Below are 18,235 nucleotides of genomic sequence, written 5' to 3'. Positions count from 1 at the left end.
GTCAGCAACAACAACAAAGCGCCCAATCGGAACGGAAATCAACCCCACGTTATTTAATAAGGTAATATTTTTCGTTAAAAGAGATTTTTTCATCAGTTGGCATGAGAATTGCTATTAAAAAAGTGTATGAAATTTAAACGAAAAGAGGTTGGCATTTATGACAATTCAACTAAAAGAAGAGTTAAAAACGTTAGATCAAAAACATTTTCTACATCCAACAACGTCGATCGAGCAACAGCAAACACAAGGTCCAGCAGCCATCTTTATAGAGGGCAATGGTATTTACTTAAAAGATATAGAAGGAAATATATACATTGATGGCATGTCGTCTTTATGGAATGTAAATATCGGGCATGGCCGTAAAGAAATTGCAGAAGTAGCGAAGGAGCAAATCTCTACATTAGCATTTAGTTCCTGCTTCGCATCATTTAGCAATGAACCAGCTATCCGTTTAGCGACGAAAATCGCATCTTTAACTCCGGGAGACTTAAATACTGTATTTTTCACTTCAGGTGGCTCAGAGTCGAACGATACAGCGATTAAATTAGCACGTCATTACTGGTTACTTAAAGGGCAGCCAGAGCGTCAAAAAATTATTTCTCGTACACATTCATACCATGGTGTAGCTATGGGGGCTACAAGTGCGACAGGCTTACAAGCATTCCGTGACTTTACCAATTCACATGCCCCTGATTTCCATTATGTATACAGTGAATCGGTACGTAATTTACGTGAAACGATTGAAACATTAGGCCCTGAGACTGTTGCGGCATTTATTTCTGAGCCTGTACAAGGAGCAGGTGGAGTTAATATTCCACAAAAAGATTATTTTAAAGAAGTGCGAAAAATTTGTGATGAGTACGGTATTTTATTCATTGCGGATGAAGTTATTACAGGGTTTGGTCGTACGGGAAAATTCTTTGGTATGGAACATTACGGGGTAGTGCCGGATATGATGTCTTTCGCTAAAGGAGTATCAAGTGGGTATGTTCAACTTGGTGGTGTGGCGATATCCGAAACCATTCATCAAGATTTATGTGAGCTTTCTAAAGGGACATTAATGCACGGATATACTTACAGTGGTCATGCACTCGCTTGCCAAGTTGGATTGAAAAATATAGAAATCCTTGAGCAAGAAAATCTCGTTGAAAATGCTGCAAACATGGGGGATGCCATGTTAGAAGGATTCCGAGCATTGCAAGAAAAATATAGCTTTATCGGTCGTGTGCGTACACTTGGATTACTTGGAGCCATTGAATTAGTGAAGAGCCGTGAGACGGGTGAATTGTTTGAGACTGCTCTTAGTCCGACTTTTGTTCAAGAAACGATGAAACGAGGATTGATTCTACGTACGGTCACGTATGATCAAGATACAGTTGTTTTTTCTCCACCTCTCATTCTATCAAAAGTAGAGCTAGATGAAATGTTACGTATTTTAGACGAAACATTTGAGCATATACGTAAAACAATTGTTAAAAAAAATATTTAACTTCTTTCAGAAAATATTTTGGTAGCGAAAGCAAAGCGTCAGCTACAAATGCTGAAAGAAGTTAAAAAGCCTCCGGCGGATGTCACGGAATCGGAAAGGAGTTCTAGAGGATGTTAGCCTAAAATCATTGCATCCTTGCGATAACGGCTAACTGACCTGCATCTGTAAAAACGCCACTTCCTGTGGCATTACCGAAATGACCGACATCGTGTCGGCCCTCGTGCAGGCCTAAGCACAAAGCCGATTCCGGACGTAATTATACCGAGGCATAATTGATATAGGTGTAAACGATCATGATTTGAAGGAGGAGTTTTATGACAACGATCGTTAGAGAAATACGAGAGCAATTTAACCCAGCGAAACCATCACAATGTATTGGCCAAGTTGAGCTTTTGACGATAGATGAAACGAAAGAAGTTATCGTTGCAACTCAGGAAGCATTTGAAGGGTGGAAAAATACGTCCTCGGTTATACGTGGAGAAATTTTACGTGTGACAGCAGACTTGCTTGAGAAAAATATTGATAAACTAGCTGAAATAGCTTCCAGTGAAATGGGTAAAACGAAAAATGAAATGCTTGGTGAAGTGAAACGTGGTGCTTCCATTTTACGTTATTTTGCACAAGAAGGAATGCGAGCAAAAGGAGAAGTATTACCTTCTGCCAATGAAGCGAAATTATTGTACACAATGCGAGTACCACTTGGTGTCGTTGCTGCCATAACGCCTTGGAATTTTCCTGTCGCTATTCCACTATGGAAAATTGCACCTGCATTAGTGTATGGCAATACAGTTGTGTGGAAGCCATCTATTGAAAGCGCTTTAACTGGTAAAATGATTGGTGAATTATTCCAACAAGCAGGCCTGCCGGAAAATGTATTAAATGTCGTACAAGGTCGAGGTTCAAAGGTAGGGCAAGTATTATTGGAGTCACCTGAAGTAAAGGCGATTACATTTACAGGTTCGAATGGTGTGGGTCAAAGTATTTTAGATACTGCTGGATCTACGAATAAAAAAATTCAGCTCGAGCTTGGAGGCAAAAATGCAGCGATCATTTTGGCTGATGCCAATATAAATCAAGCTGCAAAATTAACAATTGAAGGTGCGATGAAGCAAACGGGACAGCGTTGTACAGCAACTAGTCGAGTTTACATCGAGGAAACAGTTTATGATAAGGTATTAGAGCAATTAATCGAAGAAGCTAAAAAAATTGAAGTTGGTGTCACGATGGGGCCAGTGTCATCCAAAGGGCAATATGATTCTATTTTATCCGCTATCGAAAAAGCAAAAGATGAGGGTGCGGAGCTTGTATTTGGCGGAAATCCTACAAAAGGTATGTTAGAAGGATACTATATTGATCCAACCATCTTTACGAATGTAACCCACGAGATGTCGATTGCTCATGAAGAGATTTTTGGACCAGTTTTAGCGGTCATCAAAGTAAAAGATTATGAAGAAGCGGTTCGATTATCGAATGATTCTAATTTTGGATTGAGTGCTTCTATTTATACAAATAACATTCCGAAAGCATTTGATTTTATTAACCGTAGTGAAGTTGGACTTGTACAGGTAAACGATGAAACGGGTGGAGCGGAGCCCCAAGCGCCGTTTGGAGGGGTGAAAAACTCAAGTACTGGTGCCCGTGAGCAGGGGCAGGCGGCGAAAGAGTTCTTTACAACGTTTAAAACAATTACGATTGGCACAAAAAGTGAGTAAACAGTTTATCATGAAAGAAATTTAAAATAGAAGACAAAAAAATAAATGTCACATATGCCTCGGTGTTGTGGCCCAGATTTTTCTTGAATTGTACGCAATAATTTAAAAAAATCAGGGGCATTCGCACGAGGCATTAGCTTTATATAAAAAGATAATTTAACGAAAGAGGGTAGAGCTATGACACAAAGTCGTTTAGCAATTGATGTCGGTGGAACGTTTACAGATGTATTTGTTTTTAATGAAGAGACGGGAGAAGTATTTGTCACAAAAACGTCGTCGACACCTGCAAATCCGGAGCAAGGGATTTTAAATGGAGTAGCAAAAGCAGAATTAAATGGCAAGGATATTAAAATTTTTTCTCATGGCACAACAGTTGGAACGAATGCGTTAATTGAGCGTAAGCTGCCAAAAACAGCTCTTATTACGACGAAGGGCTTTAGAGATGTCATCGAAATCCGTCGAGGGACAAAAGAAGATATTTGGGATACTTATAAAGATACTGCGAAGCCTTATATTCAACGACGGGATCGATTTGAAGTGACAGAACGAATAGATTATGAAGGGAATATTCTTCAGGCTATTGATGAAGGGGAGATTCGTTTATTAGCAAAAAAATTAAAACGTCGGGGAACTGAATCCATTGCAGTATGTTTCATCAATGCCTATGTGAACGGGGAAAATGAGGCGAAAGTCAAAAAGATTTTAAAAGAAGAATTACCGGATATCTATGTTTGTATTTCAAGTGAGGTGCTTCCGGAAATTTTTGAGCATGAGCGTATGAGTACAACGATTATTAATGCCGTTCTTGGGCCAATTATGAGTAATTACATTAGTAAGTTAAGCAATGAAATGCAAAAAAAGGGCTATGACGATGAAATATTAGTATTACATTCTGGTGGCGGTGTCATGACTTCAAGTACAGTTCCTCGCTATGCTGCTCGATTGGCAAGTTCCGGGATAGCTGCTGGCGCAATTGCAAGTAAGCATATCGCAAAGTTGTGTGGATTTGACAATGCTATTGGCTTAGATATGGGTGGTACAAGTACTGATATTTCACTGATGTATAAGGGGGATATACGAATCACAAAGGATTGGTCTATAGAATATGGCTATCCAATCGGTTTCCCGAGCATTGAAATATTAACAATAGGGGCCGGTGGAGGTAGCCTCGCTTGGCAAGATGAAGGTGGTTCTTTACGTAATGGACCACAAAGTGCAGGGGCAGTACCAGGTCCAGCTTGCTATGGCCAAGGAGGTGCGGAGCCCACAAACTCAGATGCAAATTTAGTGTTAGGACGTCTTGGTGTAGATTTGTTAGATGGAACGATGCAGTTAAATAAAGAGGCAGCAAGAGATGCTGTGACAAAAATCGCAAATGCATTCGATCAATCAGTTGAAGAAGCGGCAAGTGCCATTATAGAAGTTGCAAACGCCAATATGAGTGATGCAGTTCGCTTGATTTCAGTACGGAGAGGCTATGATCCGCGTGATTTCGCACTTGTAGCTTTTGGTGGTGCAGGCCCATTACACGGTGCTTATTTGGCAAAAGATTTAAACATCCCAAAAGTCATTATCCCTACGCATCCAGGTGTAGCTGCAGCAATGGGATGTTTACTAGTAGATGTACGCCATGATATTTCTAAAACGTATGTGAAAAAACTTGATGAAGTAAGTGAAGAGGAACTGACAAATCAATTTAGTGAATTACGAGAAGAGGCAAGTGCTTTATTAGAAGAAGAAGGAATAGCAGAAAACACATCGTCATTAACGAATTATATAGATTTGCGTTATAAGGGACAATGGAGATCTCTAGCTGTTCTTGTATCCGATCAAATCACTTCCTTAGATGCTATTTTAGAAGCTTTCCATACAGAACATGAACGCGAATTTGCATTTTCTGATAAGGAACAAACTGTAGAAATATTTGGCCTACGAGTAACGGCTATAGGAACAGTACCAAAGCCTAATTTCCCACAATATGTTGCTGAAGGCTCACTGGAGGATGCTTTTAAAGAAACACGTCCTGTTTATTTTGAGGGAAAATATATAGAAACAAACGTTTATAACCGCGATAAAATACCTGTACACACACAATTTGCTGGTCCAGCCATTATCGATCAGCTAGATACGACGACCGTTATTCCGCCAGGATTTACTGCGGAAGTAGATGCCTATAAAAATATCATTATAACAGTGAACTTATAGCGATAAGGAGGAATGGGTGATGAGTACAACGAAATTGGAGACAAATCATAAGGTCCAAAATCTAGACCCAGTAACATTTGAAGTGTTAAAAAACGGCTTTGTCAATTTAGTGGATCAAATGGCTGAACAAATGCTGCGTACATGCTACTCGTTTGTTATTTATAATCGAGACTTCAGCTGTGCTTTATGCGATGCACAAGGGAATACCGTTATGCAAGGAACGCAAGATATTTCCGTTCACGTAGGGACATTGCATTTAACGGCAAAAGCTGTCTTAGAGGATTTCGCGGATGATATCCATCCAGGTGATGTATTTTTAGTAAATGATCCTTATCGTGGAGGAACACATTTCAGTGATGTACGTGTGATTTTACCAGTGTTCCATGACGATAAACTAATTGCACTCATGCAAACAAATGGACATTGGGCAGATGTCGGCGGTTCTAATCCAGGTTCCTTTGATATTACAGCTAAGGAACATTACGGGGAAGGTCTACGTATTCCCCCTGTCCGCATTTATAGTAAAGGTCAATATTTAACCGATGTAGTGAAGATTATTGTTATGAATATGCGTATTCCTGAAGAACGTATTGGAGATTTGCGGTCTCAAGTGGAAGCGGCGAAAGTTGGGGAAAAACAACTCAAGGAAATGATTGAAAAGTACGGGATTCAGACAGTGCTAGTAGCTTTTGAAGAAGTTCAAAATTATGTAGAACGATTAATGAGAGCGAAAATTAAAGCTTTACCAAAAGGTCAGTGGGAAACGGTGGACTATATCGATATGGATCCGCAAGTAGGAGATGGTCTCATCCCAATTCGTGTGAAAATGACCATTACGGAGGATGAAATAGCATATGATTTAAGTGATTCACATCCTTATATTAGCTGTTTTTTAAATGCAGGATTTGGCTCAGCCCTTTCTGGTACTTATGCAGGAACGAAAACATTTTTCCCAGAGATTCCGCTGAACTCAGGATTTTATCGTGTTGTGAAAATATTCCTCCCTGAAAACTCTGTCGTCAATGCACCTAGTCCAGTAGCTGTTTCTGGCTATTGTTCAGGAGCGTTTGAAAAAATTATGAATGCTTGCTTTGAATTATGGTCAAATATTATGCCTGAACGCGCTATCGCATGTTCATTTAATTTAGAATATTTATTAATAGGTGGGTATGATCAACGAAGAGACGGTAGTGAATATTTTATGTGGTATGACTGGATGGCTGGTGGCCATGGTGGACGTATAGACCGTGATGGTGCGAATACTACCTCACCGGTGTTCGGGGTAGGCTTGAGTGTTCAACCATGCGAAGGGCAAGAGCGTTTGTCACCGGTTGTTACAACGAAGCATGAAATCATTATAGATTCTGCTGGTCCAGGTAAATACCGTGGCGGTTGTGGTGTAGAAAAGGGAGGCGTTTTAACGAATGTAAACCAAACAGTGATGTCCTATTGCTGTGATCGGTCTCGTTCCATTACATGGGGCATTATGGGCGGCTTACCTTCTATTGCACAGGGGGCTATTTTAAATCCAAACAAAAAGGAAGAAGAATTTTTAGGCACAATCTTCTCCAATGTTGAGTTGAAGAAAGGAGATTCCTTTACACGTCCATCAGCAGGAGGTGGTGGTTTAGGTGACCCATTAGCACGTGATGTAAACGCTGTTTTAGAGGATGTAATTGATGAATATGTTTCGGTTGAGCGTGCGAAGCTTGATTATGGCGTAGTCATCCATGAAATTGACCGTGATATGGATGCCTTCGAAATTGATATGGCAGCAACAGTAAAGGAACGCGATTATATCCGCAAAAACCGCCATCGATGGCTGGAAACAGATCCAATTGAAGTTGAGCAGATGTATAACAAAGGTGAAATTAATCAAATGGATGTTGTTCGAAAATATGGTGTTATTATGGATTACCAAACAAATAAAGCATTGCCGATCTCAACAGAGCAATACCGAGAAGCGATGAAAAAACGTTCTTTGGCCTACTGGTGACAGACATAACGTTCTTGCAATCAAGTGTTAATTAAAATAAGAGAGTAGTATACACTACTCTCTAGAAAATAAGGGTATAAAATTTTTGATGGCTTCTATCATGGTATCGTAACGTATGACCACAAAAAAACCACAATTTGACCACAATCTTTTTCTCGGTTCCCCATTATTTTTTACGGTTTTTAATTAGAAAAATTCCCCTTATATGCGGTTTTTTATAACAAACCAATGTCCCTAATTTTTTCAACAGCTTCTATTCTTGAATGTACTTGTAGTTTTTTGAAAATCTTTGTTAAACGATATTCGACTGTGCGTAAACTGACAAATAAATTTTCTGCTATTTTTTTATTTGTTTTTCCAGCGGCCACTAATTTAAGCAAGGCTAGTTCATTTTTTTGGAGGTCATATTGGAATAACTGATTCATTAAGTCCATTCTGTTCTTTTGGCGATCGACTACTTTTAATCGTTGTAATAATTGTACTGGCATCATGGCATTCCCATCTAGAGCGGAGTGTATTGCCGCAATAAGATTTTCTGTAGATGCTGTTTTACTAACAAAACTATAAACACCGGATTCTACTAATATATCGAAGAAAGGTTCAATGTCGTATCCTGTGTAAATAATTTTAATTACATCATAATTTAGTTTTTTTACACTTTTTAATAATGCTAGATCCTTTAAAAAGGGCATGTTTATATCAAATAAAAATATATCAAATGTTTGTTGTGAGAGAGCATTCAAAGATTCCTCATCAGTTCTTACAACCGTGACATGGAAATTTCCTTCTTGTTCTAACAATAATTTTATACCTTCACCAACAGCTTTATGGTTATCTACTACTAAAATATTTACCAACTTCTTACCTCCTTGATGAAAATAGGCTATTATTTTGAAACTGTTAATTATAATGCATTATACCTAATTTTATGCTGAAAAGGGATACAATTCATAAATAGATTTAACTTATTTCAACGGGTATCTAAACACCCATTGAAATAGAGGAAATAGTCTAAGAAAGCCACGTCCTGTGGCAATTTATCTGCGTGAAAGCGACAACAACAGCAGCAGATCATGAATCTTTTTATAGAAAAAAACACGGCTATCGAATAAGTGGTTAAATTAAAACACTATTAGTATAAAATTACACTAATAGTGTTTTTTGTTGTGTCGGCAAATTTTGAAGGACATCGATAAAATAGCATTACTTGATTGAGTAATGCTTCGGGAGGGAATAAAATGACATTGTTACGTTCTTGGCATGTCAAAATTATGATGGCATGTATTGTTGCATTAATTGTTGCGGTAATTGGTACCAAGTTATTTCTTACTTATCCACTGTCAACAAGGGGGATCTATCTATTTGGTATATATTCAATGTCAACAATTGGTATACTTGCTCTTATTGTGCTACCAATCACGCTGATTTTAGCTGGAAGACGCTTTGCTCCAGCGCCATTGAATAATTTCACTACGTGGGTTGTTATCATGATGATTGGTATTTGCATCTTACATTGGATAGATCAAGATGATAATGGATTTTTGATGACGCTTGTCACGCTTGATTTTGTATTTATGCGGCTGCTCCATCACGACACTGTACGAGAGTATATGATTGCTAATGATTTTACGGTTTTTAGCTATATCGTGCGCATTATGCTTGGGGTATTATATGGTGTTTTGTTGGATGCATTCAGCTATTTCTTCAAAAAGATAATGAAACGATAAGTTTTCTTAAACAGCAGAAGACTGCCTTTAAGGCAGTCTTCTCGCAGTAATACGCACACTGTAGTAAGAGCATTGAGTGGGGGATTTCATAGAAGCGAAGTGTTAGTCTGTCTTAAATCGACTAAGGCTAAAGGGTGATAAATCCTGTATGCTTTTTCCGTTTAGCGTTAAATCTGCTAGTACTTCACCCACTGCACTACTGAATTTAAAACCATGTCCTGAGAAGCCCGCTGCAATGATAATATTTCGATTCTCAGGTAAAAAATCAATAATGAAATCCTCATCTGGTGTCATCGAATATTTACATGTTTTGCCGAATTTCAACGCACCGTGCTGAGGCATAAAACAATTGATAAAATTTTGTAAATCTATTGCATCCTGTTCGTCGAATGGACGTAGCGGATCATTTGGATTGACTGCCTCACCGCCATCATGTCTGCCAAGCTTTAGGCCTGCTCCATCGATACTTGGAAAACCATAGTACATAGAATCAGTAAATTCAAAACAATAGGCTGGGAAAATTTCTTCATGATAAAGCTGCTCATCAGCCTCAAACCATGCAAATGTTTTTCGCGTCGGTGTTACAGGGATGGTGATGTCCATTGTTTGTAGTAACTCAGTTGCCCAAGCACCAGCAGTTACAATTAAATGTTTAGCTTCGTAAATATTATTCAACGTTTGGACACGGACAATTTCTCCAGCTTTGATGTTCTTCACTTTTTCATTTGTATGTAAGGTTGCTCCTGCCTCAAGAGCTAATTTTTTATAAGCGCTAATGCAGGCTTCTACACGGAGGACACCGGCAGTAGGCTCAAAGCAAGCAACAAAGTTTTCTGGTAATGATAATCCAGGCCATTTTTCCATTGCCTCAGCCGCAGAATACTGCTCTAATGTTAAATCATAGAGCCTAGCACTTGTTTTCACATTTTGAATAAATGGATGGGTCTCTTCACCGACATTCATTACCCCTGTTTGTAAAAATAAAGTTTCACCCGTTAACGTTTCAAGCTCTTTCCATAATTCACCTGCTCTTTTGACAAAAGGGACATAGCTAGCGCCTTCACCATACGCAAAGCGAATAATTCTCGTTTCCCCATGATGACTACCTTCCGCATGTGGAGGATTAAAGGCATCAAGCATCAAGACATTTTTTCCTGCTTTCGCTAAATGATAACCAGCTGCCATCCCCATCGATCCAGCACCAATAATAATTGCGTCGTAAATCATATTAATCCCTACTTTTTTGCTCAAGTATAACAAAATAAAAGGAGGTAGGACAGAAATTTCAGAAAATATTTTAAATTTCTTTAAGCCTACCACCGATTCCGGACGCAATTATGCCGAGGCATAATTGATAGTAGAAAATGCACAATCTCACTAGGAGGTTGTGCATTTGAATAAAAGTCTTAAAAGCTATTTCGCGCTTGGTAATATTTTATTTAACAATATGGCTACTATAGCAGCTGTTGCTATTGGAGAGCCGAATAAATATTGAACGGTTGTTGGTAATGAATATAAGAAATCTTTCGGAAGTAATGTAAGGGCTAATGTTAAAATCACTGGTACTGCGATTACATACATTTCCTTTTCACCAATGTTTTCATTTTTCATTATTTGTAAACCACTGATGGCAATAATGCCACAAACGATCACGAATACACCACCGATAACTGCTGAAGGAATAGCAGAAATAAGAGCAGCTAGTTTACCAGAGAAGCCGAATAAAATAAACCAAAAACCTGCAGCAATAAAAACACGGCGACTTGCGATACCTGTAATCGATATCACACCTGCATTTGTTGAATAGCCAGTAACAGGAGTTGAGCCTAGTAATGATGCAATGAAACAACCAATTCCTTCGCCGATAACTCCACGATTAATTTGTTTATCAGTTAATGGCTGATCAATAACGTTACTCACTGCAAACCATGTACCTGTAGTTTCTGCCATTAACACGATATAAATAATCACCATCGTAATGATAGCTGAAAAATTAAACGTAAAGCCGAAATCTGTAAATGGAATTTGAGGCATACTAAACCATCTTGCTTGTGACACTGCTGATAAATCTAAAACACCCATAATATTTGCGGCAATACAACCTGAGATTAAAGCGATAATTACTGAAGCGATACGAAATACGCGACCTTTTTTATTAAAGACAGAGCCTAGCATAACACAAAGGATTAGAACGCTAGCAGAAATAAGAGCTAAATAGATGTTTTGGTTAATAGATGCGCCTGCCGCATTAAAAATGTTATTACTTAAACCTACAGGCATTAATGAAAGACCTACTACAAAAATAATTGTCCCACCGACAATTGGTGGAATGAATGTTTTCACGATTTTATTGAATATACCTGTAACACCTAAAATAATTACTAAGATGGCGCCGACTAAACTTGCTCCTAGCACAGTACTCCAACCGAGATCTCCACTACCACTCGCTGCATAAATACCTACAATTGCACCGATTGGAACATATGAAGGACCTTGTGCTATCGGTAACTTCATGCAAAAGTGAGTTTGAATAATTGTTGCAATTCCTGCAGCAATGAAAGTCGATTGAATTAATGCGCTTGATTGTCCTGATTGTAAACCGATTAACATGGCAATTAAGAATGGCACTACGTAGACGTCCATCGCCATGACGTGCTGTAAACCGAGTAGAGCTGATTGACCAAATGATACCTTCTCATCTGGTAAAACTGTTAACTGCTGATTTTTTATTTTGTCGATTGCTAATTTGTTATGTTGCGTTTCCACTTAGATGTACACCTCAAAGTTGTAAATTTAGAATTTTATTTATGGTCTAGCGTGAACCTTATTTCCTTGTACCCAAACTTCACGGATGTTTTCAGGGCGCACAAGATACATAATTTTTTGGAAAATATCCTGTAAATCTTCCTTATCATCAAAAATAGGAAGTTTTGCAGAAGGTAACCTAGTATCGATAATTTGTACATCCCACGTGTAGCTTTCTTGTAATCGACCAATTGGTAGGCTTAAGCTTTCTCCGCCACCTGCTGTTGCTAAATAAAATGCTTCATTAATCGTAATACGTGAATTTGGGACACCACGTTTTTCAGCAGAAAGAGTTGTATCGACGCCGTCTTCTAGCATTCTAGATGACATGACTGCTTGTCTAGCATTATCGTATAGGCTAGGGGAGAAACCGCCAGAAATATCTGACCCTAATCCGATATCAACGCCTTTCGCACGGAAGCGGGCAATTGGAATGACACTATTTGCAAAATAAGCATTGGAAATTGGACAATGCCCAATCGCTGTGCCTGTTTCAGCAAATAGTTGTACATCATCATCATTTAAAAAATTACTATGCGCCATGACAGATTTATCGCCTAATAGACCAAAATCATTTAAGGCAAAGGCGTCATTTTTCTTAAATCGTTCCTTTACATAGCCATGCTCCCAATCGCTTTCACTACAATGTGACTGGATATGTGTATCGTATTTAGCAGCTAATTCTCCCAAGCCTTTTAGTGCATCGTCTGTACAGCTTGGAATAAAGCGTGGTGTGACAACTGGATAAACACCTTGTTTCGTTGATTTGGCTAATTCCTTCACAGCTACAATAAATTCTTCTGTATCTTTGAGTGCAGTTTGAGTATTTGCATCTCGGTAATAGTCTGGATTTTGTTCTGGATCATCCATTACAACTTTGCCGACTAGACCTCGTTGACCTTTATCAGCACAAATTTTCGCTAATAGTAGGCTTGCTTCTTTATGGACAGTTGCAAAATAGAGTGATGTAGTAGTTCCGTTTGCAAGTAGAGTACTTACTAAATCGTCATAGACCTCTTGTGCAAACTCTAAATCGGAGAATTTAGATTCAATAGGGAAGGTGTATGTGTTCAGCCAATCATAAAGTGGAATATCTAATGCAGTTCCAGCCTGTGCCCATTGTGGTGCATGTATATGCAAATCGACAAAGCCAGGTAAGAAATATTGTCCATCGGCTAATTGATGGAAATTTTCTTGATGTTGATATGTAGTTAGTAGATTATGATAGTCTGCATGCTCAGGAGATACTGTTTTCGCAATCATTCCGTCAGCATTAATGAAGAATAAATAATCCTTTAAAATTTGTACTTCAGTAGGAGACTTACTAGAAAAAGCTGTCCCTTTAAAAATTAACGTATATTCACTCATGAAATCCACCTTAATGTTCGTTTATTGTTGAATTCAAGGATTATTATAGGTCGTTAAATCTATTTTGTCTATAAAAAAGCGAATATTGATAGATTTATTTAAGGTTTTTAAACGGAGCTCACTATTTTTTTACAGCTTTTATAAGCATGGAGATGGATTATCGGCAAAATTGGGATTGAATTTTTTTACAAATGAAAAACTACACAAAAACTTGTTATTGTACAAATTTTGTGTAGTTCAAACTTCTAAAAAATAATTGTTATGAAATTGAATCATTGATGATGTTAATAAAAGTATTAAAGGTCGAAGAGGTATTTTGTTCATTTTTTCTTGTGCAAAGATAAATAGGACGCTGAATATCGATGTCTTTTATAAAAACTCGTGCTACTTCCTGTCGTTGAATAAAGTTAGAAGCCGCTATGGACGGAGCTAACATCGTACCATATCCAGCTGCAATGGCGTGAATGGATTCGTTGATGCCGTCTAGTTGTAGCCCTACTCGTGGTGGTGGGATTTTATGAACTTTACATAAAGCGTTTAAATATTCTTTCGTAGAGCTACCATCTTCTCGTGAAACAAATGGCTGCCGCATTAATTCCGCTAATGTCACTTTCTGATCTGCCAGCGGATGACCATAGGGGACGATAAACCAATAATCGAGATTCATGAGAAATTGATAATTAATATCTGGATGATGGCCATCCTCTTTTACGATAAAAGCCATATCAACCTTATAGTGAAGCAATTCTTCAATAACCTGCTGGGAATTAGCCGTTTTTATATGGATATGAGTAGTCGGATAGGCTTGTTTATATTTTGCAAGCCATTTCGGTAGTAAAAAATGGGACGGAACATGGGTAGAAGCAATTTGTAATTCTTCATTACCTGTGTTTTTTAATTGCCCCAACTTATTTTCGATATCCATTTCTAAATCAAATAACCGTCGTGCCTGTTTAAATAAATATTCTCCATTTGGTGTTAAGGTAATTCCTCGACCTTTAGATTCTAAAAGGGTTAGGCCAAGTTCTTTTTCTAAATTTCTCATTTGAATGGTAACGGCAGGTTGACTAATCATTAGAGCTTGCGCGGCCTTCGAAACACTATTGAGCTCGGCAACTTTTGTGAATAATCTAAGAGCATGTAAATTCATTATGTATCCCACCTTATATAAGAATTTTTTATCCTTTTATATAAATTATATATTAGATTTATTAATTTTCACTCTGTATCCTTTTAATTACAAGAAGTTTTTAGGGGGTGGGGACAATATGAATCGACAGCACATCGGGATTTTATTTGGTGGGGTGCTATTACTTGTAGTGGCTATGGGGATTAGCCGGTTTGCATTCACACCAATTTTGCCTTTTATGCGTCATGATGTCGGGTTTTCGTTTGAAGTTGCAGGATTTTTAGCATCGAGTAATTATATTGGCTATTTCATTGGTGCATTGTGGGCAGGGTTTATTAATCGCCAAAAGAAGGGTTTTTTATTGTTAAGTGTTGTCTTGAATGTCCTTTCTGTTGTTCTTATGGGAATCATTGGAATATATAGTGTTTGGCTTGTGCTTCGCCTAATTGCGGGCATTACAGGGGGACTGATTTTTGTATTAACATGTAGTATTATTATGGATTATTTAGCAAAGCATTCACTTACAAAATGGTCAGGCTATTTATTTGGCGGTATTGGATTAGGAATTGCTATTTCAGGTTTATTAGTCCCTGCTATTGAAGCGCGTTTTGCTTGGCAAGGTACATGGATTGGCTTAGGGATTTTATCTGCTATTTTTTTAGTGGTGACATATATACTTTGGAGAGGCTTGCATGTACAAGATAGTGTGAAAACTGCTAAATCCTCTGATGCAAAAATGACAACAGGCTTTATGCCATGGTTAATTGTCGCATATGGTTTTGAGGGATTAGGTTATATTATTACAGGTACTTTTTTAGTCGATATCATTCACAATATTCCTTCACTACAAGCATACTCTTCGTATAGCTGGGTCATTGTTGGGGTAGCGGCTATCCCATCAGCACCTGTTTGGACTGTATTATTAGAAAAATTTTCTGCCATCAAAATTTTGTTTGTTGCCTATGTATTGCAAGTAGCGGGCATCTTGTTGCCAGTATTTTCACAAACAGTATGGAGCGTATTATTATCGTCATTTTTATTTGGCTTAACATTTGTAGGCATTGTGACGTTAACGACTTCTTACGCACGTCAGCTATTCCCAACGCAAAGCGGTCCAGTCGTATCATTATTAACAACGTTCTATGCTTTTGGTCAAATTATCGGACCAATCATCGCGGGCCAGCTTGTGGCGGTTTATAGTAGTTATAAAGCAGCGCTTGTCTTTGCAGGAGTCATTGTATTTTTTGCATTAATTATCATGTTATGTGGAAGATGGATCACAGTTAAACGACAGGTCTCTTTAGACAATGCATTACCTATCAAAACTCAATCTAACCCTTAAATAAGAAAAGCCAGAAATTCCGTTGGGAATTTCTGGCTTTTATTTTTACTTAAAGATGGCGTGCCTCAATCTAAATGATATAAAAAAATAAAATAAAAGTCTATAACTTTTTGGGTATATATGAAAAAATAGTAATGTGCACAAGGGACGTAACGTTACGATTCTATACAGAGATGAGGGAATTATATGGCAAGAACAGTACCGACAGAAGAAGCGATTAAACGCTGGAATCAACATGCAGAAAGGTTTACAGTAAACTACGATGAACATGGTGGCATACACCGTGAAGTATTATTAAATCCAGCCATTTTTTCATTATTAGAAGAGGTGGAAGGAAAAAGGCTTCTAGATGCAGGGTGCGGAGAAGGCTATTTAAGTAGAATACTTGCTCAAAAAGGGGCTATTGTCACAGCAGTTGATTATTCAGAAAAGATGCTAGAAATTGCTAGAGAAAGAACGTATGAGGAAGTTCCGATACAATATAAACATGGAAATTGCGAAAAACTAGATTTTTTAGTAGACGAACAGTTTGATTGTATTGTTTCCAATATGGTCCTTCAAGATTTAGAGGATTATAAGGCGGCTTTGAGTGAAATGTATCGCCTTTTAAAACCTAATAGTACTTTCATCTTTTCTATTCTTCACCCGTGCTTTGTTACGCCGAATAGTGGATGGATAAGAAATGAACGGCTTGATCAACAGTATTGGAAGGTTCAGCGTTATTTTTATGAAGGAGTATACGATCAAAAGCTTCCGCTAGATTCCGATGAAAAAATTGTATTTTATCACCGTACATTAACGAGCTATATGAAAGCAATTATTCAAGCAGGCTTTTCTATAGAGGACGTTATCGAACCGATGCCTTCAAAAGAGATGCTAATAAAGTATCCACAATTCGAGGAAGATTTGCATTGTGCAGATTTTATCGTATTTAAATTAAGAAAATAAAGGAGGGGAGCATGTGCGTATATTTCATGTGAGTGAGGAAAGCGATATTACAATATTCCATCCCCGATTACCTGATCGACTAGATTTAGATCCAGAGAAAGGGCTAGTATGGGCAATTAACGATACATGTTTGCCTAATTTTTTAATCCCTAGAAATTGTCCACGAGTTTGCTATCATAGTGGTGCCGATACAACCGAACAGGATAAAAGAGCCTATATAGCATCAGCATCATGTTCACATGTTGTCGTAATTGAAAGCAAGTGGTTTGAGACGATGAAAAATACGAAACTTTACTTATATGAGTTTGATAGTAATGGATTTACGCTGCAAGATCAAAATGCTGGTTATTATACGAGTGAGACAACACAATATCCTATAGCTAAATTTGAACTAGAAAATTTATTTGAGGAAATGTTTAAACGTAATGTTGAATTACGGATAGTCGATAACCTGTGGAACATCTATGATGAAATTCAAAAAACAACCTTGAATTGGTCGATGTGCAGAATGCGATTTGCACTACCAAGAAAATAATTAACCAAGCCTCGTATACGCTACTATCGCGTGTACGAGGTCTTGTTTAACTTAGACAGTAATAGTTTGTACGAATGGGGTACTCGTAATGTCAATTAATTTACTATCTTTATATGTAAATATATATTCATAGTTGGCTGTTTCATCTAGCATTTTTGGTAAGTAATGTTTTAAATCGGCTATTCCTACATTTTCGGGATGAAAAATCCACGATAAATCTTTCCAATCTAAAATGCCCTCCGCGACTTTAATCGGTGTCACATATGGATAAGATTCTGGCAATTCAGCAATAAAAGCATACATACAGCCAAAGTCGGTTGTTCCATCCGTCCATGATATTTTCCCTTTGAATGTAATATCGTTCAGTACGATGCCCGTTTCTTCTTTAATTTCTCGTAATGCACCAGCAAGTGGCGTTTCATTTTTCTCAATCTTTCCGCCAACCCCATTCCAAGCTCCCATCCAATGAGGGAAATCCCTATTTAGCAATAATATTTGGTCACCCTTTTTAAGAAAACAAATTGTAAACTCAACCAAGTCTTTTTCCTCCTTTTTAAATGATAGAATGAATTCATAAAAGAAATTTAGATAATGAAATAGGCACAACCCAGTAAAATGGTTGTCCTACTAATAATAAACAACAGTTTCAAAATATCAATATTACTCTTTAAAAAAAGAATAAAGTAGGGGAAGTAAGGTTTAGCATTGTAATAGATGTTGACAGACTATTTTAAAGAGCTAAAGTTTTCCTTATACGATATTACTTAAATGAGGTGTGCATATGATTTTAATAAGTGCTTGCTTAGCGGGATTAAAGGTACGATATAACGGAACAGATAGTTTAGATGAAAGAATTCAAAAGCTTGTGTTAGAAAATAAAGCGTTAACCGTATGCCCTGAACTGAACTGCTCCCCAATTATTAGACACTCAATCTAACAATTGGAGGTGCAGTTTTTGTATGGTTAAATTTAAAGAAAA

General features: G+C 37.7%; 14 protein-coding genes and 1 pseudogene. 9 read left to right on the top strand and 6 right to left on the bottom strand.

All coding sequences use genetic code 11. From position 1 onward, the window contains the following. The first annotated feature begins 157 nt into the window (after positions 1 to 157). From AC3WSK_RS23505 to AC3WSK_RS23490, 4 genes are all read left to right on the top strand, one after another. Positions 158 to 1,489 carry an aminotransferase family protein gene (locus AC3WSK_RS23505; RefSeq protein ID WP_427482991.1) on the top strand — a complete coding sequence of 444 codons (1,332 nt, stop codon included), beginning with the start codon at positions 158 to 160 and terminating at the stop codon, positions 1,487 to 1,489. A 314-nt stretch (positions 1,490 to 1,803) separates the two neighbouring features. Beyond that, positions 1,804 to 3,201 carry an aldehyde dehydrogenase family protein gene (locus AC3WSK_RS23500; protein ID WP_079560820.1) on the top strand — a complete coding sequence of 466 codons (1,398 nt, stop codon included), beginning with the start codon at positions 1,804 to 1,806 and terminating at the stop codon, positions 3,199 to 3,201. 177 nt (positions 3,202 to 3,378) lie between these two features. Then, complete coding sequence (locus tag AC3WSK_RS23495) at positions 3,379 to 5,406, top strand: hydantoinase/oxoprolinase family protein (protein WP_492414762.1); 2,028 nt, start codon at positions 3,379 to 3,381, stop codon at positions 5,404 to 5,406. Between the two features lie 19 nt (positions 5,407 to 5,425). Next, entirely contained in the window at positions 5,426 to 7,402 is a 1,977-nt protein-coding gene (locus AC3WSK_RS23490; RefSeq protein ID WP_079560822.1) for a hydantoinase B/oxoprolinase family protein, read from the top strand. A gap of 215 nt (positions 7,403 to 7,617) precedes the next feature. Here AC3WSK_RS23490 and AC3WSK_RS23485 read toward each other — a convergent pair whose 3' ends face one another. Further along, the gene (locus AC3WSK_RS23485; protein ID WP_079560823.1) at positions 7,618 to 8,259 is read right to left on the bottom strand and encodes a response regulator transcription factor; all 642 of its coding nucleotides are present in this window, start codon (positions 8,257 to 8,259) and stop codon (positions 7,618 to 7,620) included. A 381-nt stretch (positions 8,260 to 8,640) separates the two neighbouring features. On the opposite strand from AC3WSK_RS23485, the gene AC3WSK_RS23480 reads away from it, so the two are divergent. Beyond that, on the top strand, positions 8,641 to 9,129 hold the full coding sequence (locus AC3WSK_RS23480) for a hypothetical protein (RefSeq protein ID WP_492414763.1): 489 nt from the start codon (positions 8,641 to 8,643) through the stop codon (positions 9,127 to 9,129). A gap of 102 nt (positions 9,130 to 9,231) precedes the next feature. On the opposite strand, the gene solA is transcribed toward AC3WSK_RS23480, so the two are convergent. The 4 genes from solA to AC3WSK_RS23460 form a co-directional block, all read right to left on the bottom strand. Next, complete coding sequence (gene solA, locus AC3WSK_RS23475; protein ID WP_492414764.1) at positions 9,232 to 10,356, bottom strand: N-methyl-L-tryptophan oxidase; 1,125 nt, start codon at positions 10,354 to 10,356, stop codon at positions 9,232 to 9,234. A 186-nt stretch (positions 10,357 to 10,542) separates the two neighbouring features. Continuing rightward, the gene (locus AC3WSK_RS23470; RefSeq protein ID WP_492414765.1) at positions 10,543 to 11,895 is read right to left on the bottom strand and encodes a uracil-xanthine permease family protein; all 1,353 of its coding nucleotides are present in this window, start codon (positions 11,893 to 11,895) and stop codon (positions 10,543 to 10,545) included. 39 nt (positions 11,896 to 11,934) lie between these two features. Continuing rightward, positions 11,935 to 13,302 (bottom strand): guanine deaminase, encoded by a 1,368-nt coding sequence (gene guaD / locus AC3WSK_RS23465; protein WP_492414766.1) that lies wholly within the window; start codon positions 13,300 to 13,302, stop codon positions 11,935 to 11,937. A 259-nt stretch (positions 13,303 to 13,561) separates the two neighbouring features. Then, on the bottom strand, positions 13,562 to 14,452 hold the full coding sequence (locus AC3WSK_RS23460) for a LysR family transcriptional regulator (RefSeq protein ID WP_492414767.1): 891 nt from the start codon (positions 14,450 to 14,452) through the stop codon (positions 13,562 to 13,564). Positions 14,453 to 14,570: 118 nt separating this feature from the next. On the opposite strand from AC3WSK_RS23460, the gene AC3WSK_RS23455 reads away from it, so the two are divergent. The 3 genes from AC3WSK_RS23455 (at position 14,571) to AC3WSK_RS23445 (ending at position 17,256) form a co-directional block, all read left to right on the top strand. Beyond that, the gene (locus AC3WSK_RS23455) at positions 14,571 to 15,773 is read left to right on the top strand and encodes a YbfB/YjiJ family MFS transporter (RefSeq protein WP_492414768.1); all 1,203 of its coding nucleotides are present in this window, start codon (positions 14,571 to 14,573) and stop codon (positions 15,771 to 15,773) included. A gap of 186 nt (positions 15,774 to 15,959) precedes the next feature. Further along, on the top strand, positions 15,960 to 16,721 hold the full coding sequence (locus AC3WSK_RS23450; RefSeq protein ID WP_079560830.1) for a class I SAM-dependent methyltransferase: 762 nt from the start codon (positions 15,960 to 15,962) through the stop codon (positions 16,719 to 16,721). A gap of 13 nt (positions 16,722 to 16,734) precedes the next feature. Next, complete coding sequence (locus AC3WSK_RS23445; protein ID WP_492414769.1) at positions 16,735 to 17,256, top strand: DUF6886 family protein; 522 nt, start codon at positions 16,735 to 16,737, stop codon at positions 17,254 to 17,256. A 51-nt stretch (positions 17,257 to 17,307) separates the two neighbouring features. Here the strand turns inward: AC3WSK_RS23445 and AC3WSK_RS23440 are convergent, their stop codons facing one another. Then, complete coding sequence (locus AC3WSK_RS23440; protein WP_079560832.1) at positions 17,308 to 17,793, bottom strand: NUDIX hydrolase; 486 nt, start codon at positions 17,791 to 17,793, stop codon at positions 17,308 to 17,310. Between the two features lie 244 nt (positions 17,794 to 18,037). On the opposite strand from AC3WSK_RS23440, the pseudogene AC3WSK_RS23435 reads away from it, so the two are divergent. After that, positions 18,038 to 18,160: pseudogene (locus AC3WSK_RS23435) on the top strand (2-thiouracil desulfurase family protein); the annotation flags it as partial. Between the last annotated feature and the right edge of the window lie 75 nt (positions 18,161 to 18,235).

The sequence above is a fragment of the Lysinibacillus sp. EB271-A1-10B genome (genome assembly GCF_058791335.1).
This window is presented reverse-complemented; position numbering and strand designations above follow the sequence as displayed.

Excerpts from the sequence above, each read along its gene's own strand:
- AC3WSK_RS23490 (WP_079560822.1), top strand. The coding sequence starts at position 5,426 with ATGAGTACAACGAAATTGGAGACAAATCATAAGGTCCAAAATCTAGAC.
- AC3WSK_RS23495 (WP_492414762.1), top strand. The coding sequence starts at position 3,379 with ATGACACAAAGTCGTTTAGCAATTGATGTCGGTGGAACGTTTACAGAT.
- AC3WSK_RS23455 (WP_492414768.1), top strand. The coding sequence starts at position 14,571 with ATGAATCGACAGCACATCGGGATTTTATTTGGTGGGGTGCTATTACTT.
- solA (WP_492414764.1), bottom strand. The coding sequence starts at position 10,356 with ATGATTTACGACGCAATTATTATTGGTGCTGGATCGATGGGGATGGCA.
- AC3WSK_RS23480 (WP_492414763.1), top strand. The coding sequence starts at position 8,641 with ATGACATTGTTACGTTCTTGGCATGTCAAAATTATGATGGCATGTATT.
- AC3WSK_RS23460 (WP_492414767.1), bottom strand. The coding sequence starts at position 14,452 with ATGAATTTACATGCTCTTAGATTATTCACAAAAGTTGCCGAGCTCAAT.
- guaD (WP_492414766.1), bottom strand. The coding sequence starts at position 13,302 with ATGAGTGAATATACGTTAATTTTTAAAGGGACAGCTTTTTCTAGTAAG.
- AC3WSK_RS23505 (WP_427482991.1), top strand. The coding sequence starts at position 158 with ATGACAATTCAACTAAAAGAAGAGTTAAAAACGTTAGATCAAAAACAT.
- AC3WSK_RS23500 (WP_079560820.1), top strand. The coding sequence starts at position 1,804 with ATGACAACGATCGTTAGAGAAATACGAGAGCAATTTAACCCAGCGAAA.
- AC3WSK_RS23450 (WP_079560830.1), top strand. The coding sequence starts at position 15,960 with ATGGCAAGAACAGTACCGACAGAAGAAGCGATTAAACGCTGGAATCAA.